Source organism: Faecalicatena contorta (genome assembly GCF_021531895.1).
Lineage (GTDB): Bacteria > Bacillota > Clostridia > Lachnospirales > Lachnospiraceae > JAFBIX01.
In genome coordinates, this window is sequence record NZ_JAFBIX010000012.1 from 63,113 (window position 1) to 88,291 (window position 25,179).

A 25,179-nucleotide genomic window follows, 5' to 3' on the forward strand; every position below is an offset into this window, starting at 1 on the left:
CTTTATAATACTATTTTTTAATCTTATCGTTTTCTTTAAATGGTTCATATGCAATTCCTGTCCATTCCAGACCAGCCTGTCCCGAGAACTCCAGAACATTCAGTCTGACGCCATGTACTACGACAGAAAGGAAACACATAATAATGTTGAGGCCGTGTCCAATCAATACAACCACTACACCAAGAATTATAAGCGGACCATGAAAACCTGCCGCTATTCCGTTAAAGCTCTGGGAAATGGCAAGACCTGCCATTCCAACCGCAAACAGACGGATATAACTCATTACATTACCAAAACAGCTGATGGTATTTAAGAATACGGTAAACGCATCCGCGAGTCCTGCTTTGATTCCCTGTGCAAAGGTACGATCCGGAGCCATTCCTCCGAAGAGTACTACCGTAATAAATGCAACTCCAATGAGTGCAAATACCGGCTTAACGCTAATCTTCTCTCCGATTACCAGGTAAAGTGATAGCATATACATTGCAATGATTGCTACGAGCCAACCTAAATCTGCCACCCAGCTTAAATTCTTCTCACCAATCTTTTTCTTGATAGAAATTAAACTTCCTAGCGCCATCTGAATTGCTCCGATGGAAAATGAGAACTTCATGATCGTGTTCTGCTGCGTCAGAGCCGTCACACCAAAGTACTCCGGATAATTGGCAAAATTAGGAATCACCATCGCCTTAAGAAGCGGAACTTCCATGGCCTTTTCCATACCAAACCATGTACCGGTAATCGCTCCCCATATAATGGTCGAAATCGATAGTACAAACAGTAAATAAACTGTATTATCTCGTTTCTTTGTTTTCGCCACATACGCAATGGTTCCGATAAGAATGAGGAGACCATAACCAGCGTCGCCAATGATCATTGCAAAGAACAATGTGAAAAACAGGAAGAACCATAGTGAAATATCTGATTCTCTGTATCCCGGCAGAATTCCCAGGATATCAAACACTGGTTTAATTAATCCCGACAGTTTTCCGTATTTTACTTTTGTAGGAATCTGCGTATCCTCTTCCGACACATCTTCCTGCGCCCATGCCCATTTATTCTCTTTTGCTGCAGTTTTAAATTTATCCAGCTCATCCTCAGGAAGGTATCCTGAGATCCAGACGAAATCATCATCATTTTCTGCAGTCTCACTTGCTGAAGAATAATTCTCCGCATTCTGAGCTTTGAGCATCTGAACCTGAAAACTGGAATCATACACAGCAGCTTTTTTTAAGACCTCATCACACGCAGCAATTTCCTGCTGGGCAATTTCAATCTCTTTCGTCAGTTCACTGATCCCTTTTTCCGGGATAGAAAACTCAGCCGCCGGAATGGTTGCCGGCAAGGTTCCTAATACAGCAACGGTATCCATCTTATCAATCGATGCGAGGCGAACAAACCGAATCTCCGGATCTTCTGCCACCATCGTATAATCATTCTTTCCTAAACGGTAAAAATGAAGATCATACCCTGCTTCTTTTAATTGCTTTAATTCACCTGGCTCAAAATCACCCCAGGCTTTGATACGTTCGATTTCTGCATTGGCAGCACTTATCTCCTGAATAAGAGCTGATTTTTTATCCATTGCTGTCAAAACACCCTGATACATCTCCTCAAACTGAGTATCCGTAAGAATCGGAACCTCCTCTTTGTTCTTGGATTTCTTATCCGGCGCATAATCCATCAATGCGGATGCAGTTTTTGAAAGACTGGTAAATCTTTCTGACACTGCACGCTGAGGACTCTTTTTCTCTGACAGATGCAGAATTCCGAGATTTCGAAGTCCATCGAGCATCTCGTCTTTTTTGGAGACCGATGACACGATGTAGACCATTTTCATCTTTTCTATCATTGTGCCGCCTCCACAAGTTTTTTCTTTGAAATTTTTCCGCGAACAACTGCCGCTGTCTGCTGGTCGCCAAGGAATACTCCGATGATCCGGATATTTTCCTTTGCCTCTGGAATCTTAACTTTCTCAAACAGATTAACTCTCTGAGATGTAGAACGTAATTCCTTCTCAAGAAGTGCTTCCTGTTTGCGAAGTACTGATACCAGCGCATCCAGCCGGGCAATCTCACGGAGTTTTATGATTGCAGTATCCACCCACAAAGGATAGTCGTCAACATCATAGTTAATGTCTTTGAATGTCAGTTCCTGAAATGTAGGAACTGTGACACCCGCGATGTTCTCATTCTTACAGATAACTGTGTCTGGCTGTACCAGATGATCAAGCTTTTTGCTTTCGTCAAAGATCTCATTCTCCGCAAATACAGCAACCCAGTCATCCAGATCTCCGATCATCTGAGCACGTTCGACTTCCTTCTGTTCCAGCTCAGCTTTTGTCTTCATGATCACCGACTGCAGCTGCTGTTTTTTAAGCTGCAGCGTCGGAAGATACCGCTGATACTGTTTCAGGCGATCTTTCTGCACCTTCTGCTCATTTTTTGTAAGTTTGATAGCCATCAACTACTCCTTTTAGTTTAATGCATCCTTCTTCGGCCATCTTTCTTTCAGAAGACTCGTCTTCAAACCAGTTTCATTTGGCTCAAAGCACTCTGCAAGAATCTGCCAGCCAAGATCAAGTGCATCTTCAAGTGGAATATTAACACCAAGGTCCATTAATTTTGTTTCGAAAAGTTCACCGTATTTCAGAAGCTTCTCATCCCATTCAGTCATAAGGAATCCCATGGATTTCTTCTCAAGAGCTTCCTTGTACTGAGAGTAAAGACGAATCATACCGTCCATGAGAGCACGGTGGTCATTTCTTGTCTTACCATTTACATTCTGTTTCAGACGTGAAAGTGATCCGAATGGCTCAATATGTCCATTCTTTAAATAATACTGACCTTCTGTAATATAACCTGTATTATCTGGTACCGGATGTGTTACGTCATCACCCGGCATTGTTGTAACACCAAGGATCGTGATTGATCCGGCGCCTTCGATATCAACAGCCTTCTCATAACGAGATGCAAGACAGCTGTATAAGTCTCCCGGATAACCTCGGTTAGAAGGTACCTGTTCCATAGTAATAGCCATTTCCTTCTGTGCATCTGCAAAGTTTGTCATATCGGTAAGAAGAACAAGTACTTTCTTTCCCGCAAGGGCAAACTGCTCTGCAACAGCAAGGGCCATATCCGGTACGAGTGTACACTCTACAGTTGGATCGGCTGCAGTATGAATAAACATAACCGTATGGCTCATCGCGCCACCTTTTTCAAGAGTGTCGCGGAACGTAAGATAATCATCATATTTCAGTCCCATACCACCAAGAACGATAACGTCTACTTCTGCCTGAAGTGCGATACGGGAGAGCAAAGCATTGTATGGCTCACCTGAAATAGAGAAAATCGGAAGCTTCTGGCTCTCTACAAGTGTGTTGAACACATCGATCATAGGAATACCCGTACGGATCATGTTCTTTGGCAAAATACGTTTTGCAGGGTTAAACGAAGGTCCGCCTATCGGAATCATATTTTCAGTAAGTGCCGGGCCATTATCTCTTGGAACTCCGGCTCCGTCAAACACACGTCCAAGCAAATGCTCTGAGAAGGAAACCATCATCGGTCTTCCAAGGAAGCGGATCGGATCATTGGTTCCTACACCCTGTGCACCTGCAAATACCTGAAGAGATACCACATCTTTATCAAGTTTAATAACTGTCGCGTAACTGTCACCTACGAGAGCGAGGTCGCCAAGTCTGACATCCTTAGCTCTGACAGTAACTACGTTACCGACGATTGATTCTATTTTTGTATATACTTTCTGCACTTTAGGACCTCCTAATCAACTGCTTTCGACATGTAGAATTCTGAAATCTTCTTCCCTTGTTCGTAGTACTCCGGTGTCTGGAACTGAGTACCGTGCCAGTCAAGGAACTCCTGCCTCAACTGGTTGAAGAAACCTCGGATTTCTTTCTTGTCTTCCAAGTCATAGGACTTCATTAATGCATCATAAAGCTTATCGAACTCTTCTCTCTGTCTCTCCGGAGGACAAGCTGCATCGATCGGATCGAAGGAGTTCTGCTGAAGGTATACAGAGTCGAGAAGTTCACCCTTCTGATAGATAATATAATCTTCTGCAGATGTTCCTTCCTCGCCTACTACCTTCATCATCTGATTGATCTCATTTCCTCTTCTGAGAATAGAACGCGCCTCTTCGATGCGTCCCATATCTACAACACCAGAGTACTTTGACCATGAATCCATCGGATGAATCGCAGGGTATTTACGTGCATCAGAACGTTCTCTTGAAAGTCCATGGAATGCTCCAACTACCTTAAGTGTTGCCTGCGTTACAGGCTCCTCAAAGTTACCTCCTGCCGGTGATACTGTACCACCAATTGTTACAGATGCAATCTTACCATTCTTAAGTCGTACTTTACCAGCTCTCTCATAGAAAGAAGCGATCGTAGACTCGAGATAAGCAGGGAATGCTTCTTCACCAGGAATCTCTTCCAGACGTCCTGACATCTCACGCATCGCCTGTGCCCAACGGCTTGTGGAGTCTGCAAGAAGAAGGACATCCAGTCCCATCTGTCTGTAATACTCAGCAAGTGTAACTGCAGTATAGCAAGATGCCTCTCTGGCTGCTACCGGCATGGAAGATGTATTACAGATAATAATTGTTCTTTCCATAAGAGACCGGCCTGTCTTCGGATCTTCCAGTTCAGGGAACTCTTTTAAGATCTCTACGACCTCACCGGCACGCTCTCCACATGCTGCTACGATAACGATATCTGCTTCACCATTTTTAGCCTCCATATGCTGAAGGACTGTTTTACCTGCCCCGAAAGGTCCCGGAACACAGAACGTTCCGCCCTTTGCTACAGGAAGGAAAGCATCAATACAACGAATCTTTGTTACCAAAGGTTCATCCGGGCGAAGTCTCTCTTCATAGCATTTCACTGCCTGTTTGATCGGCTGTGTGATGACCATGCTGAGTTCTTTTTCTTCGCCTTTGCTATTTGCGATCACGCAAATGGTTGCTCTTACGTGATAAGAGCCTTTTTCTTTGATTGATTTAACTGTCCAGTCACGACCTTTCAGTGTGAATGGAACCATAATTTCATGTGTAAATAATCCTTCAGGAACACTACCAATAGGATCTCCTGCTTCAACAGAATCTCCCACCTTAACAGATGGTGTAAATTCCCATTCTCTGTCCGGAATAGGATCAAGATATACACCTCTCTCAAGGAAGAAGCCACACTGCTCGGCGAGATCCGGTAATGGATTCTGAAGACCGTCAAACACCTGGGTTAACAGACCTGGGCCAAGTTCTACACTCATTAATTCGCCAGTAAACTCTACAGCGTCTCCGACTTTAATACCGTTGGACATCTCGTAGATCTGCATGCTGGCAACACCATTGTTGATTCGGATAACTTCTCCTTTGAGACGTTTTCCGTCAACAAGAATATAACCAACTTCATTTTTATGAACTGAACCATCAAAGCTGACATTTGCCAGGTTTCCATTAATACCAGTTACATATCCTGTTACTGTTTCCATCAATTCTCTCCCGTTATAAGCTATATACGCGCTGCTGTACCTGATCAAAAAGGCGTTTGAATTCCTGTTGTCCTTTTTTCTGAACGAAACAGCTCTGGCGCTCAAGCAATTTTAGTTTAATAGCATACCCGAATAAATAAGCATCATCAAAAGTATGCAAGCCTACCAATGAATCAAGAATTTCAAATTCATAATCCAGTAAGATCTTCTCTGCCTCCAGCGGATTCTTTGCGGCCAGTGCAGCTCCTGCTACCTGCGCAATGACAGAATCCTTGTCATAAGATGTCAGATAAGGTCTCCCCAGATTCATACTCCTCTGATAATTAAGTTCCCTCATAAGATTCTTATAAAAAACTGCCCACTCTTTTACGAGCGGTCCCTCTTCCGATGAAAGAGTAAGATTCTTTAGGAAATTATATTTTGATTCGCTTACATTTGACTGGCACATGCCGAGGAACTCATCATAAGTCAGCGGCATATCTCCATCTGTCTTAAGATCCGGCAGGCTCGATATCAAGTAATAATATGAAGCCATAGACACCTCCTGCTAGAAATCAAGATTTCTGAAATATGGCATCAGCATCTGCATGATTTCTTCATCCGAACAGTCAAAATAACCCGAACCATCTTTTGCCGCCAGACGGAATCCTGCCTGAACGCCTTTTGTTGGTCTGATCTCAAGACCATTCTTAATTTCTTCTGCAAGCTCTGATTTCAGTGCATCACTCACTTCTGAAACTTCAGCTGAATAATTCTGTACATCTTCCCCGACTACGACAGCGTGGATCAATTTACCAAGTGCAGCTCCTGAAAGATTATCCTTAATCTTTGCAGAAAGGATCTTTTCAAATTCAGCTTTCACCTCAGTTTTAAATGCAAGCATAGCATCTCTTTTTGCCTGCTCTGCACTGATCGCAGCACTTTCTTTAAGAATACTGATTTCTTTCTCTGAAGTCTCTTTAACACTCTTCGCTTCAGCCTTGGCATCTGCTACAATTGTTTCTGCTTTTTTCTTAGCTTCCAAAATAATTTCTTCTGCTTCTGCATTAGCCACATCAATTCCTTCTTTTCGAATTGACGAAACTAAGTCTTGAATCTGTAATTCCATAAGTTCACTTCCTTTCTTTTTAATACTTAATAAAAAGAATTTATTCTAACTATAATATAACAATCCGCCTGTCTTTCGCAAGTATTTGATGACATTTTTGCAAAATTTATTATTTATTTTATAAATTTTAGACAAAAATCACAATCTTTTTTCTACTTTTAGGTAGATGTTTTCCCGACAGGCATCTGATATCACTCGCCAGACCTTTTGATACCACGCTCCTGCCTGTGCTTCATTCTCAATTATAACCGTTGTATCTCGAAGTTCTGTCAGGCAGTCATACAGTGCATCCAGATTATTGCCAAAGTACTCAGGAAACTGAAACTGTTCTCTCAGATATAAAAATGTTTCATCTCTGTTCTCCATTCTTCCGGCATCTAATATCACTCTCATCTTTTTTATTCCTCTCCATATAACAATTCAAAATTCTCATAATGATCTTCTGTATAATAGATCAGTCCGTCATCCGAATATACTATCCTTTTTGCATTCCGATGTCCGCCTTCATAGTCAATATCACACTCGTGATAAGTACGTCCATCTGCCTCTGGAAGCACCCCCTCATAATTTCCAAAATAATCACCGCCAATGCTTTTACCCGGAGCAACCTCATCCAGATTCCCTTCCTTACTGTCCCATCCAAGATCTTGTGCTTCCTTTTTTGTGATAAAATTATCCGGCAAATGCCCAAATTCATATAAATACGCAGCAACTTCATCTTTCGACGTATACTCACCGGATTCCTCAACAGAAAGCTGCAATTCTGACAGTTCCTCACTTTGTTGACTCTGTACGGAAGTTGAATCTTCCGTAGAAACACTCTGGCCCTCACACCCCGTCAAAAGACAAAGCATCAGGAAAATGATTCCTACAATATACTGAATTTTCTTCTTCATAAATGCCTCCTGATATTATAGATTTCTACAGCATATATTATCCATTTCCATGGAAATTTAAAACTTACTGTTTCACTATTGTACCAGACATTCCATATAATCGCCAGAGCTCTCTGTCTTGTCTTCTATTATGCTTTTCGATATACTATAATCAAATCAAAAATGAGTCAGGAGGTTCTTATGGAATTATTATTAACCAGCCAGGAAGAATGTCATCGCATAGAAGTGTATAATGAATATCTGAAAAAAATCCCAGAATTACTGAAGCAGCTGGAGACTGTTGAAAAGATGTACCAGAAAGCCATTCTGGAAGAAGCTATGTTAAAAGACAAGGACCGGTCCGATCATAGCGTATTGCTGTATAGTGATCGTCTGAACCACATCAAGCAGCAATGCGAAGAACGCTCCGCAGACATTCGTCAGCAATGTCACCTGATCTTTGAATTGAAGGCTCAGATCGAGGCAGAAAGCAGCGCACTGGACGCACTGATAAACTTTTCTTAATGAAAATCGGCGTACAGAACAATCTTTTTTTTGGATTAACTGCTGTACTTTTTGAATGGATTCCAGTTCACTTTTACAAAACACATATACCATAAGAGATATATCTCCATTTTTTTCATACTGCCTGAAGGACTGCCGATATTTACCTGTCGGTTTCACAGCAACAGGCAATAGTCCCTGATTAATCATTTCTGGTGGATAATATACTGCCTCTACGATCAATCCAACATGAACTGGGCCTTCCCGATACTCACCTTCCATCCCACGGATAATTGTTAATATTCTAAGCTATCCATGTTCAAAAGACAATGAGAGTTAAACTCCTGAGTCCGCTTTTCATCCGAGGTCATATCATAAGTAACCTGAATATAGTATCTCTGATTGCTGCAGGTCTTTCATAATCATCCCACTCCTTGTAGTTTTCGGATCTGCTCCTTTGTGCTGGTCCTGTGATAACCGTATACAACCATTTCGCTCTCTCTATGCTTTCCTATTATTTAAAACCAAAGACACTACTCCTGCTTCACCATACAATAGCCAATCCCTATATGTGTCTGGATACATTTATTAGAGATGTCTTTCTTTTCTATTTTTTTCCTCACAGTTGCCACATGAACCCTGAGTGAAGCAATGTCTCCCTCCAGAGAACTTCCCCATATTTCCTTCGTGATATGGGTATGGGTCAGCACTCTTCCAAGGTTTTTCGCCAACAGGCATAAAATTTTATATTCAATCGGAGTCACATGAATCTCTTCCTCTTTCACATATACTGTCTGCATTTGATAATCAATTGTTAAGCTACCATTATGAAAGACAGGAGTTCCGCCCTGCTGATTATTTTGTATGTACTGAATCCTTAGATAGTTTCCTCTGATTCTGGCAAGAAGTTCTGCTGTTGAAAATGGCTTGGTAATATAATCATCAGCCCCTGCATCCAGAGCATCAATTTTATCTTTATCTTCACTTCTGGCACTTATCACAGTAATTGGGACAGTAGACCAAGAACGTATTTTCTTAATCACATCAATCCCATCTATATCAGGAAGTCCCAGATCCAAAAGAATCAGTTCCGGTGACTGCGTTGTTACCTCGATAATCGCTTGCTTCCCATTTTTTGCTACATGATATTTATAATTTTCCGTCTCAAGAGCGGTGGTAATCAGACTGCGAATAGCAAAATCATCTTCTACCACCAGAATATTTGAATTATTCATGAATCTCTACCTCCTCAGCAGGCACCGTAAAATCAAAAACGGCACCTTTCGGTTTATTGTCATAGACCGTTATTCTTCCTCCATGTGCATTGATAATTGATTTACAGAGAGCAAGCCCAAGACCCAGACTCCGTTTCGAATCTGTTATTTCATTATTTGCCGTATAAAACATTTCAAAAATATGCGGTTTATCTTCATCCGAAATTCCCTTTCCAGTATCTGCAATCTGCACATGGACAAAACTTTTTTCTTTCTTTGTAGATATCACAATCTCTCCACCTGGAGGAGTATACTTCACTGCATTATCTACAATATTGATAATTACCTGAAGGATCAGTCGTGAGTCCACATTAACGAGCTGCATCTATGATCTCTTTTTATTCACAAGATAAATACCACAAGCAACCATCATTACAGCAATAAAATATTGCCATTTCAATTCTTCTTTAAGTAGTAATGCTGAGAATATTACTCCTAAAACAGGAATCAATGCATTAAAAATTGCTATCTTACTAATCGGATGATACGAAAGCAGCTCATTATAAATAGCAAAACAAACTGCTGAAATCATGATTAACGCTATTAATACAATCATTCCTTTCACATTTACACACCAGGGACTATTTGTCCCTATGATCAAGCCAATTGCCAGAAGCAATGCTCCTCCTATCATCATACTTTGTCCTGTTGCCTGCATCATATTCATTTTCTTTGAAGCTACTCGTGTTATGACACCACCGAGTGCTGCACAACCTGCATTTAGAAGAATCATTCCGTCCCCTCTAAATGTAATATTTTCAAAGAAATCCGCTCCCGGTTGAATATTAATTGCTACAATTCCCGCAATCCCTAATACACATCCAATCATTTTAGGAAATGATACTTTGTCATCAGAAAATATAATCGTTGAGAGAATAATTAAGAAAAAACCTCCCATAGAATCCAAAATGGTAGACCTTGCACTCGGGTTATATCCCAACCCTATATATGCAAACATATAATGAAGGGTTACATTTACTATAGCAAGAAAAATCAGCCACCATAAGTCATTTTTATTTTCTAATTCCAGTTTCTTTTTTCTCAAACAGCAAAATGCCGAAACCAGCATACCTGCAAAAAAGAATCTTATTCCGGCAAATAAGACTTTTCCTCCCAAATCAGCTGAAGCTATTTGAAATTCCTGATACCCGATTTTTATAAGCGGATAAGCCAATGACCATCCAAAAGCACAAAAAATTGCCAATATGGACTTATATTTACTATTCCTAAATATTTGTTCCATTTTCCTCATCTCCATTTTTTACGGCTTCATGCTCTCGCATCCGGTATCCGATTCCTATTTCCGTCTCCATATACTCCGGTTTTGCCGGATTCCGTTCGATTTTTCTTCGGGTGGAAGCCATTACAGAACGAAGTACCTGTGTATCTTCCCCGTATCCTTCTCCCCATATCTTCCGTAAAATCGTATGGTAGGTAAGTACCTTTCCCGGATTCTGCATAAATAAAAGCAACAGCTGATATTCCAAAGGGGTCAGATGAATCTCCTTGTCATCCTTATAGGCAATATGCGCCCCATTATCCAGTTTCAGATCTCCATTTACATATACGGTATCATCAGGTCTTTCCTCTGATTCCGAATGATTCATACGATAGTAATGCCGCAGTGCCACCCGGATTCTGGCCATCAGCTCTGTTGCAGAAAAAGGTTTCGTCAGATAGTCATCCGCGCCATCATCCAAAGCCGCAGCCTTTTCTTTATCCTGATCCCTTGCAGAAACGATAATGATAGGAACTTCTGACCATTCCCGGATTTTATGGAGTACTTCCATTCCATCCATATCCGGAAGGCCCAGATCCAATAAGATCAGATTTGCATTTTTCCTTACCATATAGGAGATGCCATCTTTCCCATTCACTACACCTTCCACAGAAAAACCTGCATTTTCCAATGTATAAACCATAAAATTCTGTATCTGTACATCATCTTCTATAATCAGTATTTTTTCTTTAAACAATTTCACTTTCTCCTTCCGTAAGCGGTAATGTAAAGAGAAACTCTGCTCCCTTTCTATCCGTCCGGTTCCGTCCGGTAATTGTTCCTCCATGGGCATTTATCACCGTTTCACAGATTGTAAGCCCCAGCCCGATTCCTCTTTTCACATCAGCCGAACGGGCTTTAGACGCATAAAATATTTTAAACAAATTAGAAACATCTGCTTCTGCAATTCCCTCTCCTTCGTCTCGGACAGAAACCAGTAGTTCATCTTCTGTGTAACTGGCAGAAACAGTAATGGCTTCCTGCGGTCTTGTGTGTTTTACTGCATTGTCCAACAGATTGGTAATTACCTGCTCAATCAGCTTTGCATCCATGGGCACTAACCGAAACTCTTCCGGTATCTCTACCTGTATCGCACGATCCGGGAAAATTCGTTCCACATGAGCAACCGCACATCCAATCACTTCTTCGATTGCTTCCATTTCCTTATGTATCACAATTTTACCATCCTGCAGTCTGGTCAGACTTAAGATATTTTCTACTAAAGATTTCAGCCAGTCGGCATCCTGATAAATACCTTGAAGCAGTTCCTGACGTCTGTCTTCTTTGTCTGTCATATCCATCAGCATTTCCGAAGTTCCCATAATACCTGATAACGGCGTCCGAAGATCATGGGAAATCGCACGCAGAAGATTCGCCCGTTCTCTTTCCCGTTCCATATTTTCTCTGTCACGCACTCTTTCTACCGTTACTTCAATACGTTCCATCGCCATGGAGACATTTTCTATGATAGAATGCAACAGCTTTTTCTTTTCCTGCAGCTGTTCCGCATTCACAGTTTTATCAATTTTTATCACTGCCAGCAAATGTTCCCTCCCATTAACCGGATATCCATAAGTGTCCTCTTCTTCCAGATATTCTGTCCGAAGATCTGTATATTTCTTCCGAATCTCTTCTGCATCCGGCAATCCTCTGTGAATCTGTTCTTTTCCTGACTGCTGAATGTAGATCGGTGCAGACTGTCCTCCAATATAAATACATCCAACATTTATCTGAAGAAGATGGCTGATACTTTCTGCAGCGATTTTCAGAACTGCTTCTATATCTGAAGCATCCGACAGTTTACTGGAGAGCATATATAAAATCTGGCTTTCTTTTCCTCTTTCATTAAAAGTTTTTCTTTTGTTGTCAGGGCACTCGTAAGAATGGAAGTTGTCAGCATGATTGAAAAAGTAACCAGATACTCCGGATCATTTACAGCAAGCGTATGATAGGGTTCTGTAAAAAAATAATTATAACATAGTAATGAAACTACCGCTGATAAAATCCCATACTGATATCCTGATGTAAATCTTGCAACCAAAAGAACAGCCAAAAGATACATCACTACAATGTTAGTCTCTGGAAATCCCAGTCCTGTAAATATCTTTCCAAGTATGGTAGCTACAAAGACAACTGCCGCCAGTTTTAACAGACTCAACAGTACTTCTTTTGTTTTACTCATTACAATCGCCTCTTTATTATCGTATTTTCCCCATTAAGTAAAGCACACACAGGCTGTTTTTCAATCCCATGAAACATGGCATTCAAGTTCACAAAATCTTCACAGAATTATTAGCACTCTCTATTGACGAGTGCTAATCCGTGTGTTATATTACACGTAGAACAAAGGAAGAGGAACTGATTTCTCTTCCTGATATTCATAAATCAACACTTCGGGTTTCTCCGATAGTGCAAACTTTAGTTTATGTCATGAAAGGAGATATGACTTATGTTAATGCCTAGTATTTTTGGAGAAAGTTTATTTGATGATTTTTTGGATGATTTTGCTTTCCCGGACATCGATAAAAAATTGTATGGGAAACATGCTCCCCATATCATGAAGACCGATGTGAAGGAAAAAGACAACACTTACGAAGTGGCCATTGATCTTCCGGGATTTAAGAAAGACGAGATTCAGATTCAGCTTGAAAATGGTTACATAACCGTAAGTGCGGCAAAAGGTCTGGATAAAGACGAAAAAGATAAGGAAGGAAAATATATCCGCCGCGAGCGTTATGCCGGAAATGTAAGCAGAAGCTTTTATGTAGGAAATAATGTTCAGAGAGAAGACATCCATCCGAAATTTGAAAATGGTATTCTTTCCTTTACTGTTCCAAAAGAGCGGAAGGCAGTAGAAAACAACTCACATTATATTGCCATCGAAGGTTAATCTCAAACGGGCAGGGAATAAAACCTCTGCCTGTTTTAAAAGCTAAATACAAGCAGGAAAGAGGTTTTTGATATGAGTAAAACGACATCAAGAGTATTATGGATTTTAGCCGGAATCTTTCTGATTATAATCGGGATCGGATGTTTGAGGAATCCTGGAGAAATTCTTTATGGTCTTCCCATTATCTTTGGAGTTGCCATGATGTTTTCCGGCATTATAGATATTGTGATATTTGCAGCCGGTCATGATTATATGGCAGGCTCTGGCTGGTTTCTTGCTGACGGCATTCTGACCATACTGATGTCTTTATTCATTTTGGGAAATGGATGGTTTACAGCAATGACTATTTCCTTTATTTTAGGAATGTGGCTGATTTTTTCAGGTATCACCAAACTGGTTAATTCTTTCGACCTTCAAAAACTGGGAGTAAAGGGCTGGGGCTGGTTTACAGTACTTGGAATCCTGCTGACTGTGATTGGTTTTCTGTCATTCACACATCCATTTGCAAGTATTGCAGCTATGGCCTGGGTAATCGGATTTTTCTTGATCCTACAGGGTATTGTATCTGTTATGCGTGGATGCTTTTCCAATCGCTTCTGGATGTAAAATATAACAAAAATAACATTGCCAAGGAGGAAAAAAGGCACCTCTTCATATAGATTCGGCTGCATACAAAATTGTGTGCAGCCTTTTTTAACGAATAGCTAATTTCAAAAACAATTCTCTTGCTCTCTACGGATAATCTTATCCTACAACAATTTTTTCTTTTTAAAATAAATAAGTTCCAGAATAATTGTTATTACTGCAATTGCAATCACTGCAACATATCCGTATTTCCACTGCAGCTCTGGCATATTTACAAAATTCATACCATACCATCCAGTCAAAAGTGTCAAAGGAAGGAATAACGTTGTGACAACCGTCAGAATACACATAATCTTATTCTGCTGTGCATCTTGCTGAGATTGGTACAATTCCCGTAACTGTAGTATATTCTCCCGAAGCAACTGTACATGGTTTTGCAGCCGTTCTGTACGAAGTGCATAACGATTCCACTGTTCTGTATTACAGATGATAGAAATTCCATCTTGAGACTGGAGTAGATCACCAATCACAGTAAGTTGCTCATAATAGGCATCCAACTCCGAAAGTCTCTGACGATACCTTGTAAGTACTGTAAAGAAATCATCCGGAACATTTTTTATGAGCTGGTCTTCCATCTTTTCAATCTCTTTTTCTAAATGTAACAGATACAAAAGATCATTTTCAATCATCACTTCCATCATTTTAAGAAGAAACTGATCCGGCGATTTCAACTGCTGAAACTGTTCTTCTTTTTTCTCTATCCAGTGTTTCAGATCCCCATTGCACTCAATTAAAAAAAGTTCTTTATCTGTCATGTAAAATCCACAGGAAATCTGAGATGTACGTTTTTCATTTTTTTTCGGTACTCGCAAAGTTCCCAGAATACAATCCTGATACACTTCTGCTTTGCAGTATCGGATTGATCTGATACTGTGTAATAATTCTTTATCATGCGGAAAATCCTTCTTCAATTCTCGAAATTCATCTTCCTTTATGATCGTAAGGAACTGCAACTTCTTCATAGAATCTCTCATACTCCTTTCTTCCTTTATTCTTCTCTAGTAAATCAGGATACTCTTTATTTTTATGAAATGCAAATACGAATTGGCAGGAACTGTCACAAGCACAATAACCAAATAGCAACATCAGACATATTAATATCGCATTCAGATGCCCAAATACATTCTTATAATATTTTTAGTACTTTTTTAGTACCAAGAGAAAAGAAATGATTTTTTTGATTTTTCCAAGAAATAATTTAGAATAAAAAAAACACCACAAAGCCTATAATCCAAGCTTTGTGGTATTCATGAGTCCCAGTCGGAGTGACGTGATTCGAACACGCGACCTCTACGTCCCGAACGTAGCGCTCTACCAAGCTGAGCCACACTCCGATAAAAGAACCGGACATCTTACAAGAAGACATCCGGCGCCCCTGCCAAGGAACTACGGATAGAGGACTCGAACCTCTACTAACAGAGTCAGAGTCTGCTGTGCTGCCATTACACCAATCCGCAATGTGTTTCCAGCGAACATATTATATTATACCAAGTTTTTCAAAAAAAGCAACCCCTTTTTTTATTTTTTTTCATTTTTCTCGAATTTTTCTTCTACCTCCAAAACAACTGCGCACACTCCACACACGAGAACGTCGCACAGCTTGAGATTGTCAGGTGTTAGGATAGGCACCGGACATTCAAGCATCCTGAGCCATCCTAACGCTTTGACTTCTCAGCCTGCAGACTTTCTCGCCCTAGATCCTCTTAATTCTCTCAATTGCTGCTACGGTATTCTCATAAGAACCAAATGCAGTCAGTCTGAAGTATCCTTCTCCGCTTGGACCGAATCCTGATCCAGGAGTACCTACTACATTTGCTTTTTCCAGCAGATAATCAAAGAATTCCCAGGAGGTCATTCCATCTGGAGTCTGCAGCCAGATATATGGTGCATTGACACCACCAGATACGTTATAACCAGCTCCTTTTAATCCTTCATAGATTGTCTTTGCATTCTTCATATAATAAGCGACCTGCTCTTTTAACTGGGCTTTTCCGGCTTCTGAGTATACTGCCTCTCCGGCTTTCTGTACGATGTATGGAGCTCCATTATATTTTGTGCCGTGACGTCTTGCCCACAGAGAATGCAACATCACATCTCCACTCTTTACGTCTTTTGGAATAACGGTTGCGCCAAGTCTTACTCCTGTAAATCCTGCATTCTTCGAGAAACTTCTAAGCTCGATCGCACAGGTTCTTGCACCTTCACACTCGTAGATACTGTGTGGAACATTTTCTTCGGAAATATATGCTTCATAAGCTGCATCGTAGATGATAACTGCACCAACTTTATTGGCATAATCAACCCATTCCTGTAGCTGATCCTTGGTAATCGTAGATCCGGTCGGGTTATTTGGGAAGCACAGATAGATGATATCTGGTGTCTCTTTTGGAAGTTCTGGCGCAAAGTTTGTCTCCTTGGTACATGGCATATAGATAACATTACTCCAAGTTTCTGTCTTTGCATCGTAAGTACCTGTACGTCCAGCCATTACGTTTGTATCTACATATACTGGATATACCGGGTCACATACGGCAATCTTATTGTCTTTTGCAAAGATTTCCTGAATATTACCAGAGTCACATTTTGCTCCATCGGAAATAAAGATCTCATCTGCCTTAATATCACAGCCTCTATTCTGATAATCATTTTTTGCCATAGCGCTTCTTAAGAATTCGTATCCAAGATCCGGTGCATATCCATGGAAAGTCTCAGCATGCGCCATCTCATCTACCGCACTGTGTAACGCATCAATGATCGCAGGTGCCAAAGGCTGAGTTACATCTCCGATTCCAAGACGTATAATACTTTTATCTGGATTTGCCTCCTGAAAAGCTGCTACTTTCTTACCAATCGTCGAAAAAAGATAACTTCCTGGTAATTTCAAATAATCTTCGTTTACTTTAAACATTGTTCTTTCTCCTTCTCTTTTTCTCATATACATTGATTCTAAGCTATAGAATGCCAGAAATATCAATCTCTCCATCGAATACGGTTGCTGCAGGTCCTGTCATATAGACCTTGTCGGCTTCCTGATCCCATTCAATCTGCAGATCTCCACCTAATAACTGAATCGTTACTTTATGATCGGTCAGTCCATTTAAGATACTGGATACAGCCACTGCACAAGCTCCGGTTCCACATGCCAGTGTCTCTCCGGAACCTCTCTCCCACACACGCATTTCTACCGTCTGTCTGTCAATGACTCTGGCAAATTCTGTGTTGATTCGCTTTGGAAAACGTTCATGATTCTCGAATTTTGGTCCGATTTTTTCGATATCAAGTCCTTTTACATCGTCCATATATACCACCGCATGCGGATTTCCCATGGATACACCTGTCATCCGATATTCCATCTGATCTACTACGATTGGCTCGTTGACCACACGGTTCCCCTCTGCAATAATTGGAATATTTTCCGGTTTTAATTCCGGTCTGCCCATATCGACCTTGACCAACGCTACTTTTCCATCTTTTACTGTGAGATCCAGATATTTAATACCTCCAAGGGTCTCTACAGAGATACTTGTCTTATCTGTAAGTCCATAATCATATACATATTTTGCAACACAGCGGATTCCGTTACCACACATCTCGCCCCTCGAACCATCTGCGTTATACATCTCCATCTCAAAATCTGCCACTTCTGACGGGTTTATCATAATCAATCCATCAGATCCGATTCCGAAATGTCTGTCACTCACATACTTCGCAACTTCCGGAGGATTCTCAATCTTTTCCCGGAAACAATTTACATAGACATAATCATTTCCCAGTCCCTGCATCTTTGTAAACTTCATATTAATCTCCTTATTCCTATTCGGCCATAATGCTTAATACCATCTCTGCTGTCTCGACCATATTCGTTCCGCTGTCCATACTACTCTTCTGTAGATATCTGTGCGCTTCTTCCTCTGACATATTATTACGCGCCATCAACAATTCCTTAGCTTTATTAATCAAAGCCTGCTGTTCTGGATTCCGGTTCTTCTGCTGTAACTTTCTCTTCTTCCGCCTTCTGTCTATGGAACGAAGCATCATCTCCATCGTATTGATCAGATCATATACTTTAATCGGCATTGACAATCCTACAACCCCTTCGATCAGACCATTGCTCCATTTTTCCTGAGACGCGATTAATAACATCTCAAAATTATCCGGCAGATATTCACGAAGTTCCGTGTACATCATATCCTTCAGCTTATAGCCACATATCACTATTCCTTCATCTACAGTATCTGCATAATGCATTGCCTGGGCACCTGTAGTGCATACCCCGGTCACATCCATGCCTCCTCGTACTAACAGGTTGCGAATATTCGTTGCATTATCCCGATTTGGAAATACAACAATAATACCAACCAAACTTACACCCCCTGTTATCTCCGTCTTCCTTTGAATTGTCTACGTGTTTCAACAGGAGTATTTACAGGCGGTGTAAGTACTTGCCAAGCTCCCATTCTGTAACCTGTGCACGATAATCTTCATATTCTTTTGTCTTTGCTTTAATATATTTCTTTGACAGATCTTCTCCCAAGACATCCTGAATAAAGGCATCTTTTTCGAATTCTTTTGCTGCTTCCAGAAGACTTCCCGGAAGATTCTCGATTCCTGCATCCATTCTCTCCTGTTCTGTCATCTCATAGATATTACAGTCAATACTGTGAGGAGGCATAATCTCATGCTTAATTCCATCCAGCCCTGCTGCCAGACATACCGCAAGAGCCAGATATGGATTTGCTGAAGGATCCGGGCTTCTAAGTTCCACTCTTGTTCCTTCTCCCCGGCTTCCCGGAATCCGAATCAATGGTGTCCTGTTCTTTGCAGACCACGCAATATAAACCGGAGCTTCATATCCTGGAATCAGACGTTTATAGGAATTTACGATTGGATTCGTAATAAAACTGATTGCCTTCATATGCTTCATGATTCCACCTATAAAGTAATATGCCTCTTTACTCAACCCATTTGAATCCTTTTTATCCTGGAATGCATTGATTCCATCTCTGCTCAGCGACATATTCAGATGCATTCCTGAACCATTGATTCCATATTTTGGTTTTGGCATAAATGTAGCATGCAGACCGTGGCGCTTTGCAATTGTCTTCACGACCAGTTTAAATGTCATAATATTATCCGCGGTTGCCAATGCCTCATCATAGCGGAAATCAATCTCATGCTGTGCCGGTGCCACTTCGTGATGGGATGCTTCAATCTCAAAGTCCATATCTTCCAGAGTTAATACCATGTCTCGTCTTGCATTTTCTCCCAGGTCTAAAGGTCCCAAATCAAAGTAACTTGCACATTCGTGTGACAAAGTCGTCGGAAGGCCATCATCATCGGTATGGAACAGGAAAAATTCACATTCCGGTCCTACATTAAATTCATACCCCATGCTTCTGGCTTCCGTCATAACTTTTTTCAAGATATATCTCGGATCACTCTCAAAAGCAGTTCCGTCCGTCTTATATACATCACAGATCAACCTCGCTACCTTCCCCTGTTGTGGTCTCCACGGAAAGATCTCAAAAGTATTCAAATCTGGATAAAGATACATATCCGATTCTTCAATCCTTGCGAATCCTTCTATGGAAGAGCCATCAAACATAATCTGATTATCCAATGCCTTCTCCAACTGACTGGTGGTAATTGCAACATTCTTCATTGTTCCAAAGATATCTGTGAACTGCAGGCGGATAAATCCCACATCCTCTTCTTCCACCATTCTCAAAATATCTTTTCTCGTATAATTATTCATGATTTTTTCCTCCTAATTATATAAGTACTTCTTCCAGATGTCTTTTCTTATCTGCCTGATTTATATAAAAATGGGCGCTCTCATGCCATGATGAAAACGCCTTTGTTTTACTTCTTAGATTATAGATAGAAAAAGGCACTTTGTCAACGTGACAAAATGCCTAAGATTCTGCAAATCATGCTCTAATCTTCGTCATCTAACCAATAGCCGTCATCCGTCTGTACATAAGAATTCCCATTATTGTTGCCACAGCTGATTCCCCTTTTAATCGGAGCCAGCAAAAATCCATACACAATTCCTGCCAGCACTGCGCATAAGATTACCAGTACTTTCTCTGCAGGGGTCCAGTCTCTTGCCAGAAAATCCTTTATACTTTGCCATATTTCTTTCATAGTGATACCTCCTTTATTCATTATATATACCCTTCATTTTCTGATTACATATACCTGTGTTCATTATAGCAGATTTTGCTCTTTGACAAAAGCAAATATTACATTTCCGAATTGAAATATCATTTTATTTTTGATAGAATATAGATATTCTACGAATGAGGTGAAAGAATTATGGGACTTGCAATACCTATCGAAACAAGTGCGCGCCACATTCATCTGTGTCGCGAGGATTTTAATATATTATTTGGCGAAGACCGTGATCTGACATTTAAAGCCGAGTTAAGCCAGCCTGGACAATACGTCTGCAAAGAACGTGTTGCTGTCAGAGGTCCTAAGGGTTCCTTTGAAAAAGTTGCTGTGCTCGGTCCCTTTCGTAACGAAACGCAAGTAGAAATCTCCATGACAGATTCCCGCAAGCTTGGTATCCCCGGTGTCATCCGTCAGTCTGGTGACACAGCCGGTACTCCTGGCTGTGTCCTGGAAGGCCCGAACGGGAGCATCGAACTCGACCACGGTGTTATTGTTGCCAAGCGTCATATCCATATGACTCCTGTGCAGGCTATTCAGTTAAATGTCAAAGATAATGACGAAGTTTTCGTAATTATGGAGAGTTTCGAACGTTCATTAATTTTTGCTGATGTTGTTGTCCGTGTGAATCCGAATTTTGCACTGGCAATGCATGTTGACACCGACGAGGCCAACGCTTTTGCCAATGACAACCATCCAACCGGAGCATTGTTAAAACTCTTCGGCGGACGAACCTACAATCTTCAGAAATGGGCAGAAGAAGTTCAGAACGGCATCAATCGTTTTTAATCTGACGCCCGGTCACATCCATATGATAATCTTCTTTATAAATCAATTCTGACACCGGAACGATCTGATAGCCTTGTTCTTCTAAACCTGTCAGCAATTGTTCCAGTGCCTGTGCAGTATATTTTGCACCGTTATGACAGAGAATGATAGCACCGTTTTTTAGATCTTTATGGTTTAATACGGTGTCTATGATACTTTGTACTCCATAGTCTTTCCAATCCAAACTATCCACGGACCACTGAATCGGATAATATCCGCATTCCTGTGCAGTCCGAACCACCTCATCATCATAATCTCCATAAGGCGGACGGAAGAGCTGCATCTCCACTCCCGTCAGTTCTTTTACTCTCTCATGGACTTTCATGATCTCTTCTTTCTGCTCTTCTTTCGATAATTGCGACATATTCTTATGGTTCTCACTGTGATTTCCAAGATCATGCCCGGCTTCCTTTATTGCTTTGACATCCTCTGGATATTTTTCCACCCATCCGCCAGTCATAAAGAAAGTCACATGGACATTGTGTTTTTTTAAGATGTCCAGAATCTTCTGCGTATCTTCATCTCCCCAGGCCGCATCAAAGCTTAACGCTACTTTTTTCTCCGATGTCTCCACAGAATAGATAGGAAGCTCCCTTCCATTTACATTACTGGAAACGGTCGTGTAACTGGAAATATACTTGTAGGAACCTGACAGAGCAATAAGCAGTACCATTGCAAACACTCCGTAATTCTTCCATTTTCTCTTATTTTCTTCTTTCATAAATAAGACTCCAGCCATACATTTACTACTAATATATGTATCTGGATTTTGTCCTACCTCTTCAAATCTTTCTTATTCTCCCAAAAGAAAAAGGATGCACTTTTTCATAGCACATCCCCTTTTACATTGCATTAATGTTTAATATAAACATTGTAGAAAGTACAAGAACAAATCCCACTACATCAACCATCTGAAAGCTGGTCCCCAGAAATACTGCCGCCAAGATGGTAGCTGCAACTGGTTCCACACTGGACAGTAGTCCTGCATACACCGAACCAACACTTTTCAGTGCAGCAAGATAAAAGCAAAATGGTAAAATGGTTCCCATAATAACAATTGCGAAAAATCCAGCTATAACTATCCAGTCAATCTCTATCTCATATCTCCAGGGCCTTATCGCAATCATGAGAGTTGCTCCGCCCACAACCATAGCCCATGCGCAGATAATCTCAGCCGGGAATTTCTTAAGTAGCGGTCCTGGAAGCACACCATAAAAGCAAGTGGTAAGGGCCAGAATCATGCCTAGAATAATTCCTTTGGGAGAAATCGACAATTCATGGATATTGCCATGGGTTGCCACCAGGAAAATTCCCGATATGGAGCACAATACCGCTATGATTTCTTTCGTTTTGGGTGCCACTCTGTAAATCACCGCAAAATATAAAATCAAGATTGCCGGGTTCAGATATTGGAAAATAGTAGCTGTTCCAGCATTAGTCTCCTGCACTGCCGCAAAAAAAGAATACTGCATTCCCATCATTCCCAGAATGGAAAATGCTACTTGCCGGACTCCATCGCTCTTGTCCTTCCATACCTCAAACGGTTTTTCCTTTTTGATCAATACTGCATAAAGAAACAGAAGAATCCCAGCCGTCACTAATCGGTATGGAACCAGCCAGGTAGAAGTAATTCCTTTATGTTGGAACAAAAATTGTGCTATGGGGCTTGTTCCGCCCCATAGCAACCCTGCCGCAAATGCGGCGATAAAGCCTTTTTTTCTAGTCATTTGCGTTCAGCCATTCCTTCATTAGCTCAACATATCTGTCATTATCCTCTACGAAACACATATGACGACAGGTACGGAACAATTCCCATCTGGAATTCGGGATTCTGTCATACATATATTTTGCGATATATGGTGTACACAGATCATTACCGCCATTAATCACAAGTGTTGGCTCTTTGATATCTTTTAACTGTTCTGTAACATCGTAATCTTTCAATGTTCCCATAGGAGTATATTCATTCGGGCCCCATCCCACTACATAAGATTCTCCGCCTTTTTTCACCGGACGGCGCAGACATTCTGGTGAATCCTCTGTAACAGCTCCTGCTGCATGACGAAGCATATATTCCGTCTCTGCTGCCTGATATGCCGGATCACTGTAATCATTGGTAGATGTTGCTTTCTCAATTGCATCCTGCATCTCCTGCGGAAGTTCCTTAATCATACGATGCTGTTCAATTCCCCACATCCAGGAAGCCGGAAGTGTGCTGGAAAGAATCAGGCTCTTAAGTCCTTCTGGCTTATGATTACATACATAATCCAAAAGCAACATTCCACCCCAGGACTGTCCCAAAAGGTGCATCTCATCCAGTCCTAGATGTTCTCTTAAAGCAATCAACTCGTTAATCCATGTCTCTGCATTCCACAGATCCGGACGATTCTCTACATAAGATTCTCCACATCCAATCTGATCATACATGACAATCTGACGTCCATCTTCCTCTGCCAGTCTGTCTAACACTTCAAAATAATTGTGGGTAGATCCTGGCCCGCCATGTAATAATACCAATGGCTTCTTATCTCCAGTTTTCTTTCCTACAATACGATAATAAGTTTTGTACTCCAGGTATGGCATATAGCCTTCTTTAATCTCCATAGTTGAAAACCCCCTTTTTCTTCTTTCCCTATTATAATTAATTTATTTTCAAATAGCAATAGAGGGGATGGGGAATTTGCAAATTCCCCCATCCCCTCCTTCCTAAAAGGTGAGTTCCATCTTGGTTCCTTTTCCCACTTCGCTCTCTACGCGAATCTGTGCTCCATGCAGGATTGCACCGTGTTTTACAATTGACAGTCCCAGTCCGGTACCTCCGGTTTCTTTGGAATGGCTCTTGTCTACACGGTAGAAGCGCTCGAAGATTCGTTCCTGTTGGTCTGTCGGGATTCCAATACCCGTATCTGTGACAATAACTTTTTTGCCCTTTAAAGTACCGCCAACCCAGATACTGACTGAACCTCCCTTTTTATTGTATTTAATCGCATTTTCACAGATATTATAAATCATCTCATCAATGACCTGACGAACGCCACGGCAGATTACAGATTCTCCGGTCAGCTCAACATGGACATTTCTTTTCGTCGCCTGTGGTGCAAGCCGACTTACGATTTCTCGCGTAAGTGCATAAAGATCAACATCTTCTTTTTCAAGTTCTACACCGCCCTCATCCAGTTTAGACAACTTGATAATATCTTCTACCAGTGTGATCAATCGTTTTGCTTCATTATAAATGCGTTCTGAGAATTTATTCGTATCTTCTGGCCGTACCATGCCATTCATCATGATCTCGGCATACCCGGATATGGAAGTAAGCGGGGTCTTCAACTCGTGGGATACGTTTGCAGAAAATTCTTTTCGCATATTTGCAACTGCATCTTTGGTCTTGTTCTGCTCATCAATTCGTTCTAGTAACGGCGTCAGTTCCTCATACATCTCATGATCCAAAGGATTCTCAAGATTCAATTCATTAATCGGCCGTATCAGCCTGCCTACCTGTTGTCTGGATAATCCCCATGCAAATACCAGCATCAGGATTGCAATAATTCCGATTCCCGGCAATATCTTCATTGCCGTGTAAAATGCAGTATCCACACTTTTAGCCACACGTAAGATTGTGTGGTCAGGAAGCTGTTCTGCATAATAGAACATTTCCTGCCTCATAGTATCTGATTCTCTGACATCTTTTCCGGTTCCGGACTTCATTGCCTCCTGAACTTCCGGCCGATTCTTATGATTCTCTAATTCCATCTTTCCCTGCTGAGAATCATATAAGATTTGTCCATCCTCATCAATCAGAGTCACTCTTGTACTCTTACGTACCGCATCCATCTCCTGCAGATAGTCTACACCGGATATTTCTATCGCTGCCCGGATATAATCTGCTTCCTGCTGAAGTTCATCTTCCATCACATTTACCGTCTGATGGTATATTACAAATGTTGTCATTGCATAAGCAATCAGAAGCGTTGTCGCAATGACCAGAATCATGCTCTTCTGTATTCGGTTCCTTAGTCTCACTGTTGTCATCCGCTCCTTCTCCAACATACTTTCACTCTGAATCATTATATCGACAGGGACAGTGAC

28 protein-coding genes, 2 tRNA genes and 1 pseudogene are annotated in these 25,179 nt (G+C 41.1%); 4 read left to right on the forward strand and 27 right to left on the reverse strand.

All coding sequences use genetic code 11. From position 1 onward, the window contains the following. Positions 1–10 precede the first annotated feature (10 nt). The 8 genes from JQM81_RS06110 to JQM81_RS06145 all read right to left on the reverse strand — a co-directional run bounded on the left by JQM81_RS06110 (position 11) and on the right by JQM81_RS06145 (position 7,517). Positions 11–1,852 (reverse strand): V-type ATP synthase subunit I, encoded by a 1,842-nt coding sequence (locus tag JQM81_RS06110; protein ID WP_235232654.1) that lies wholly within the window; start codon positions 1,850–1,852, stop codon positions 11–13. After that, positions 1,849–2,463: a V-type ATP synthase subunit D gene (locus JQM81_RS06115; protein WP_235232655.1), complete on the reverse strand. Its 615-nt coding sequence runs from the start codon at positions 2,461–2,463 to the stop codon at positions 1,849–1,851. The genes JQM81_RS06110 and JQM81_RS06115 overlap by 4 nt, the downstream gene beginning before the upstream one ends. Before the next feature lie 12 nt (positions 2,464–2,475). Further along, entirely contained in the window at positions 2,476–3,771 is a 1,296-nt protein-coding gene (locus JQM81_RS06120) for a V-type ATP synthase subunit B (protein ID WP_235232656.1), read from the reverse strand. 11 nt (positions 3,772–3,782) lie between these two features. Further along, a complete protein-coding gene (locus tag JQM81_RS06125) occupies positions 3,783–5,513 on the reverse strand; it encodes a V-type ATP synthase subunit A (RefSeq protein ID WP_235232657.1) in 1,731 nt (576 codons plus the stop codon). 13 nt (positions 5,514–5,526) lie between these two features. Further along, positions 5,527–6,048, reverse strand: a complete 522-nt coding sequence (locus tag JQM81_RS06130; RefSeq protein WP_235232658.1) for a DUF2764 family protein — start codon at positions 6,046–6,048, stop codon at positions 5,527–5,529. A gap of 12 nt (positions 6,049–6,060) precedes the next feature. Next, positions 6,061–6,621 carry a hypothetical protein gene (locus JQM81_RS06135; protein WP_235232659.1) on the reverse strand — a complete coding sequence of 187 codons (561 nt, stop codon included), beginning with the start codon at positions 6,619–6,621 and terminating at the stop codon, positions 6,061–6,063. A 138-nt stretch (positions 6,622–6,759) separates the two neighbouring features. Beyond that, a complete protein-coding gene (locus tag JQM81_RS06140; RefSeq protein WP_235232660.1) occupies positions 6,760–7,014 on the reverse strand; it encodes a barstar family protein in 255 nt (84 codons plus the stop codon). Positions 7,015–7,019: 5 nt separating this feature from the next. After that, positions 7,020–7,517, reverse strand: coding sequence for a ribonuclease domain-containing protein (locus JQM81_RS06145; RefSeq protein WP_235232661.1), 498 nt, complete (start codon positions 7,515–7,517; stop codon positions 7,020–7,022). 180 nt (positions 7,518–7,697) lie between these two features. On the opposite strand from JQM81_RS06145, the gene JQM81_RS06150 reads away from it, so the two are divergent. Next, entirely contained in the window at positions 7,698–8,021 is a 324-nt protein-coding gene (locus JQM81_RS06150; RefSeq protein ID WP_235232662.1) for a hypothetical protein, read from the forward strand. Between the two features lie 311 nt (positions 8,022–8,332). On the opposite strand, the pseudogene JQM81_RS13875 reads toward JQM81_RS06150, so the two are convergent. The 7 genes and pseudogenes from JQM81_RS13875 to JQM81_RS06180 all read right to left on the reverse strand — a co-directional run. Further along, a pseudogene (locus JQM81_RS13875) lies at positions 8,333–8,404 on the reverse strand (ATPase); the annotation flags it as partial. 129 nt (positions 8,405–8,533) lie between these two features. Next, entirely contained in the window at positions 8,534–9,235 is a 702-nt protein-coding gene (locus tag JQM81_RS06155; RefSeq protein ID WP_235232663.1) for a response regulator transcription factor, read from the reverse strand. Continuing rightward, entirely contained in the window at positions 9,228–9,599 is a 372-nt protein-coding gene (locus tag JQM81_RS06160; protein ID WP_331473093.1) for an ATP-binding protein, read from the reverse strand. Before JQM81_RS06160 ends, JQM81_RS06155 begins: the two co-directional genes overlap by 8 nt. Beyond that, positions 9,600–10,517 (reverse strand): DMT family transporter, encoded by a 918-nt coding sequence (locus tag JQM81_RS06165; protein WP_235232664.1) that lies wholly within the window; start codon positions 10,515–10,517, stop codon positions 9,600–9,602. Next, positions 10,501–11,256, reverse strand: a complete 756-nt coding sequence (locus tag JQM81_RS06170; protein ID WP_235232665.1) for a response regulator — start codon at positions 11,254–11,256, stop codon at positions 10,501–10,503. The genes JQM81_RS06165 and JQM81_RS06170 overlap by 17 nt, the downstream gene beginning before the upstream one ends. Continuing rightward, complete coding sequence (locus JQM81_RS06175) at positions 11,243–12,367, reverse strand: sensor histidine kinase (RefSeq protein ID WP_235232666.1); 1,125 nt, start codon at positions 12,365–12,367, stop codon at positions 11,243–11,245. Before JQM81_RS06175 ends, JQM81_RS06170 begins: the two co-directional genes overlap by 14 nt. After that, positions 12,331–12,735: a DUF4118 domain-containing protein gene (locus JQM81_RS06180; protein ID WP_235232667.1), complete on the reverse strand. Its 405-nt coding sequence runs from the start codon at positions 12,733–12,735 to the stop codon at positions 12,331–12,333. Before JQM81_RS06180 ends, JQM81_RS06175 begins: the two co-directional genes overlap by 37 nt. A gap of 267 nt (positions 12,736–13,002) precedes the next feature. On the opposite strand from JQM81_RS06180, the gene JQM81_RS06185 reads away from it, so the two are divergent. After that, positions 13,003–13,443: an Hsp20/alpha crystallin family protein gene (locus JQM81_RS06185; protein WP_235232668.1), complete on the forward strand. Its 441-nt coding sequence runs from the start codon at positions 13,003–13,005 to the stop codon at positions 13,441–13,443. Positions 13,444–13,515: 72 nt separating this feature from the next. Next, on the forward strand, positions 13,516–14,049 hold the full coding sequence (locus tag JQM81_RS06190) for an HdeD family acid-resistance protein (protein ID WP_235232669.1): 534 nt from the start codon (positions 13,516–13,518) through the stop codon (positions 14,047–14,049). A 143-nt stretch (positions 14,050–14,192) separates the two neighbouring features. Here the strand turns inward: JQM81_RS06190 and JQM81_RS06195 are convergent, their stop codons facing one another. The 8 genes from JQM81_RS06195 to JQM81_RS06230 form a co-directional block, all read right to left on the reverse strand. Beyond that, the gene (locus tag JQM81_RS06195) at positions 14,193–15,062 is read right to left on the reverse strand and encodes a CorA family divalent cation transporter (protein WP_235232670.1); all 870 of its coding nucleotides are present in this window, start codon (positions 15,060–15,062) and stop codon (positions 14,193–14,195) included. Between the two features lie 286 nt (positions 15,063–15,348). Next, positions 15,349–15,422, reverse strand: a tRNA-Pro gene (locus JQM81_RS06200). Positions 15,423–15,474: 52 nt separating this feature from the next. Continuing rightward, positions 15,475–15,545 (reverse strand) — tRNA-Gln (locus JQM81_RS06205). A gap of 236 nt (positions 15,546–15,781) precedes the next feature. Further along, positions 15,782–16,996 (reverse strand): LL-diaminopimelate aminotransferase, encoded by a 1,215-nt coding sequence (locus JQM81_RS06210; RefSeq protein WP_235232671.1) that lies wholly within the window; start codon positions 16,994–16,996, stop codon positions 15,782–15,784. 43 nt (positions 16,997–17,039) lie between these two features. Then, on the reverse strand, positions 17,040–17,885 hold the full coding sequence (gene dapF / locus JQM81_RS06215; RefSeq protein ID WP_235232672.1) for a diaminopimelate epimerase: 846 nt from the start codon (positions 17,883–17,885) through the stop codon (positions 17,040–17,042). A 16-nt stretch (positions 17,886–17,901) separates the two neighbouring features. Beyond that, complete coding sequence (locus JQM81_RS06220; RefSeq protein ID WP_235232673.1) at positions 17,902–18,450, reverse strand: ANTAR domain-containing response regulator; 549 nt, start codon at positions 18,448–18,450, stop codon at positions 17,902–17,904. A gap of 61 nt (positions 18,451–18,511) precedes the next feature. Beyond that, positions 18,512–19,843: a glutamine synthetase family protein gene (locus tag JQM81_RS06225; RefSeq protein ID WP_235232674.1), complete on the reverse strand. Its 1,332-nt coding sequence runs from the start codon at positions 19,841–19,843 to the stop codon at positions 18,512–18,514. A 182-nt stretch (positions 19,844–20,025) separates the two neighbouring features. Further along, positions 20,026–20,235, reverse strand: coding sequence for a hypothetical protein (locus JQM81_RS06230; protein ID WP_235232675.1), 210 nt, complete (start codon positions 20,233–20,235; stop codon positions 20,026–20,028). A gap of 171 nt (positions 20,236–20,406) precedes the next feature. Between JQM81_RS06230 and JQM81_RS06235 the strand changes: the two genes are divergently transcribed. Beyond that, positions 20,407–21,051: a PduL/EutD family phosphate acyltransferase gene (locus JQM81_RS06235; protein ID WP_235232676.1), complete on the forward strand. Its 645-nt coding sequence runs from the start codon at positions 20,407–20,409 to the stop codon at positions 21,049–21,051. Here the strand turns inward: JQM81_RS06235 and JQM81_RS06240 are convergent. From JQM81_RS06240 to JQM81_RS06255, 4 genes are all read right to left on the reverse strand, one after another. Then, a complete protein-coding gene (locus JQM81_RS06240) occupies positions 21,038–21,811 on the reverse strand; it encodes a polysaccharide deacetylase family protein (RefSeq protein WP_235232677.1) in 774 nt (257 codons plus the stop codon). The two genes, JQM81_RS06235 and JQM81_RS06240, sit on opposite strands and share 14 nt — an antisense overlap. Positions 21,812–21,932: 121 nt before the next feature. Then, positions 21,933–22,817 (reverse strand): DMT family transporter, encoded by an 885-nt coding sequence (locus JQM81_RS06245; protein ID WP_235232678.1) that lies wholly within the window; start codon positions 22,815–22,817, stop codon positions 21,933–21,935. After that, positions 22,810–23,694 carry a proline iminopeptidase gene (pepI, locus tag JQM81_RS06250; protein ID WP_235232679.1) on the reverse strand — a complete coding sequence of 295 codons (885 nt, stop codon included), beginning with the start codon at positions 23,692–23,694 and terminating at the stop codon, positions 22,810–22,812. The genes JQM81_RS06245 and pepI overlap by 8 nt, the downstream gene beginning before the upstream one ends. A 102-nt stretch (positions 23,695–23,796) precedes the next feature. Beyond that, positions 23,797–25,122 (reverse strand): sensor histidine kinase, encoded by a 1,326-nt coding sequence (locus tag JQM81_RS06255; RefSeq protein WP_235232680.1) that lies wholly within the window; start codon positions 25,120–25,122, stop codon positions 23,797–23,799. Positions 25,123–25,179: the final 57 nt, after the last annotated feature.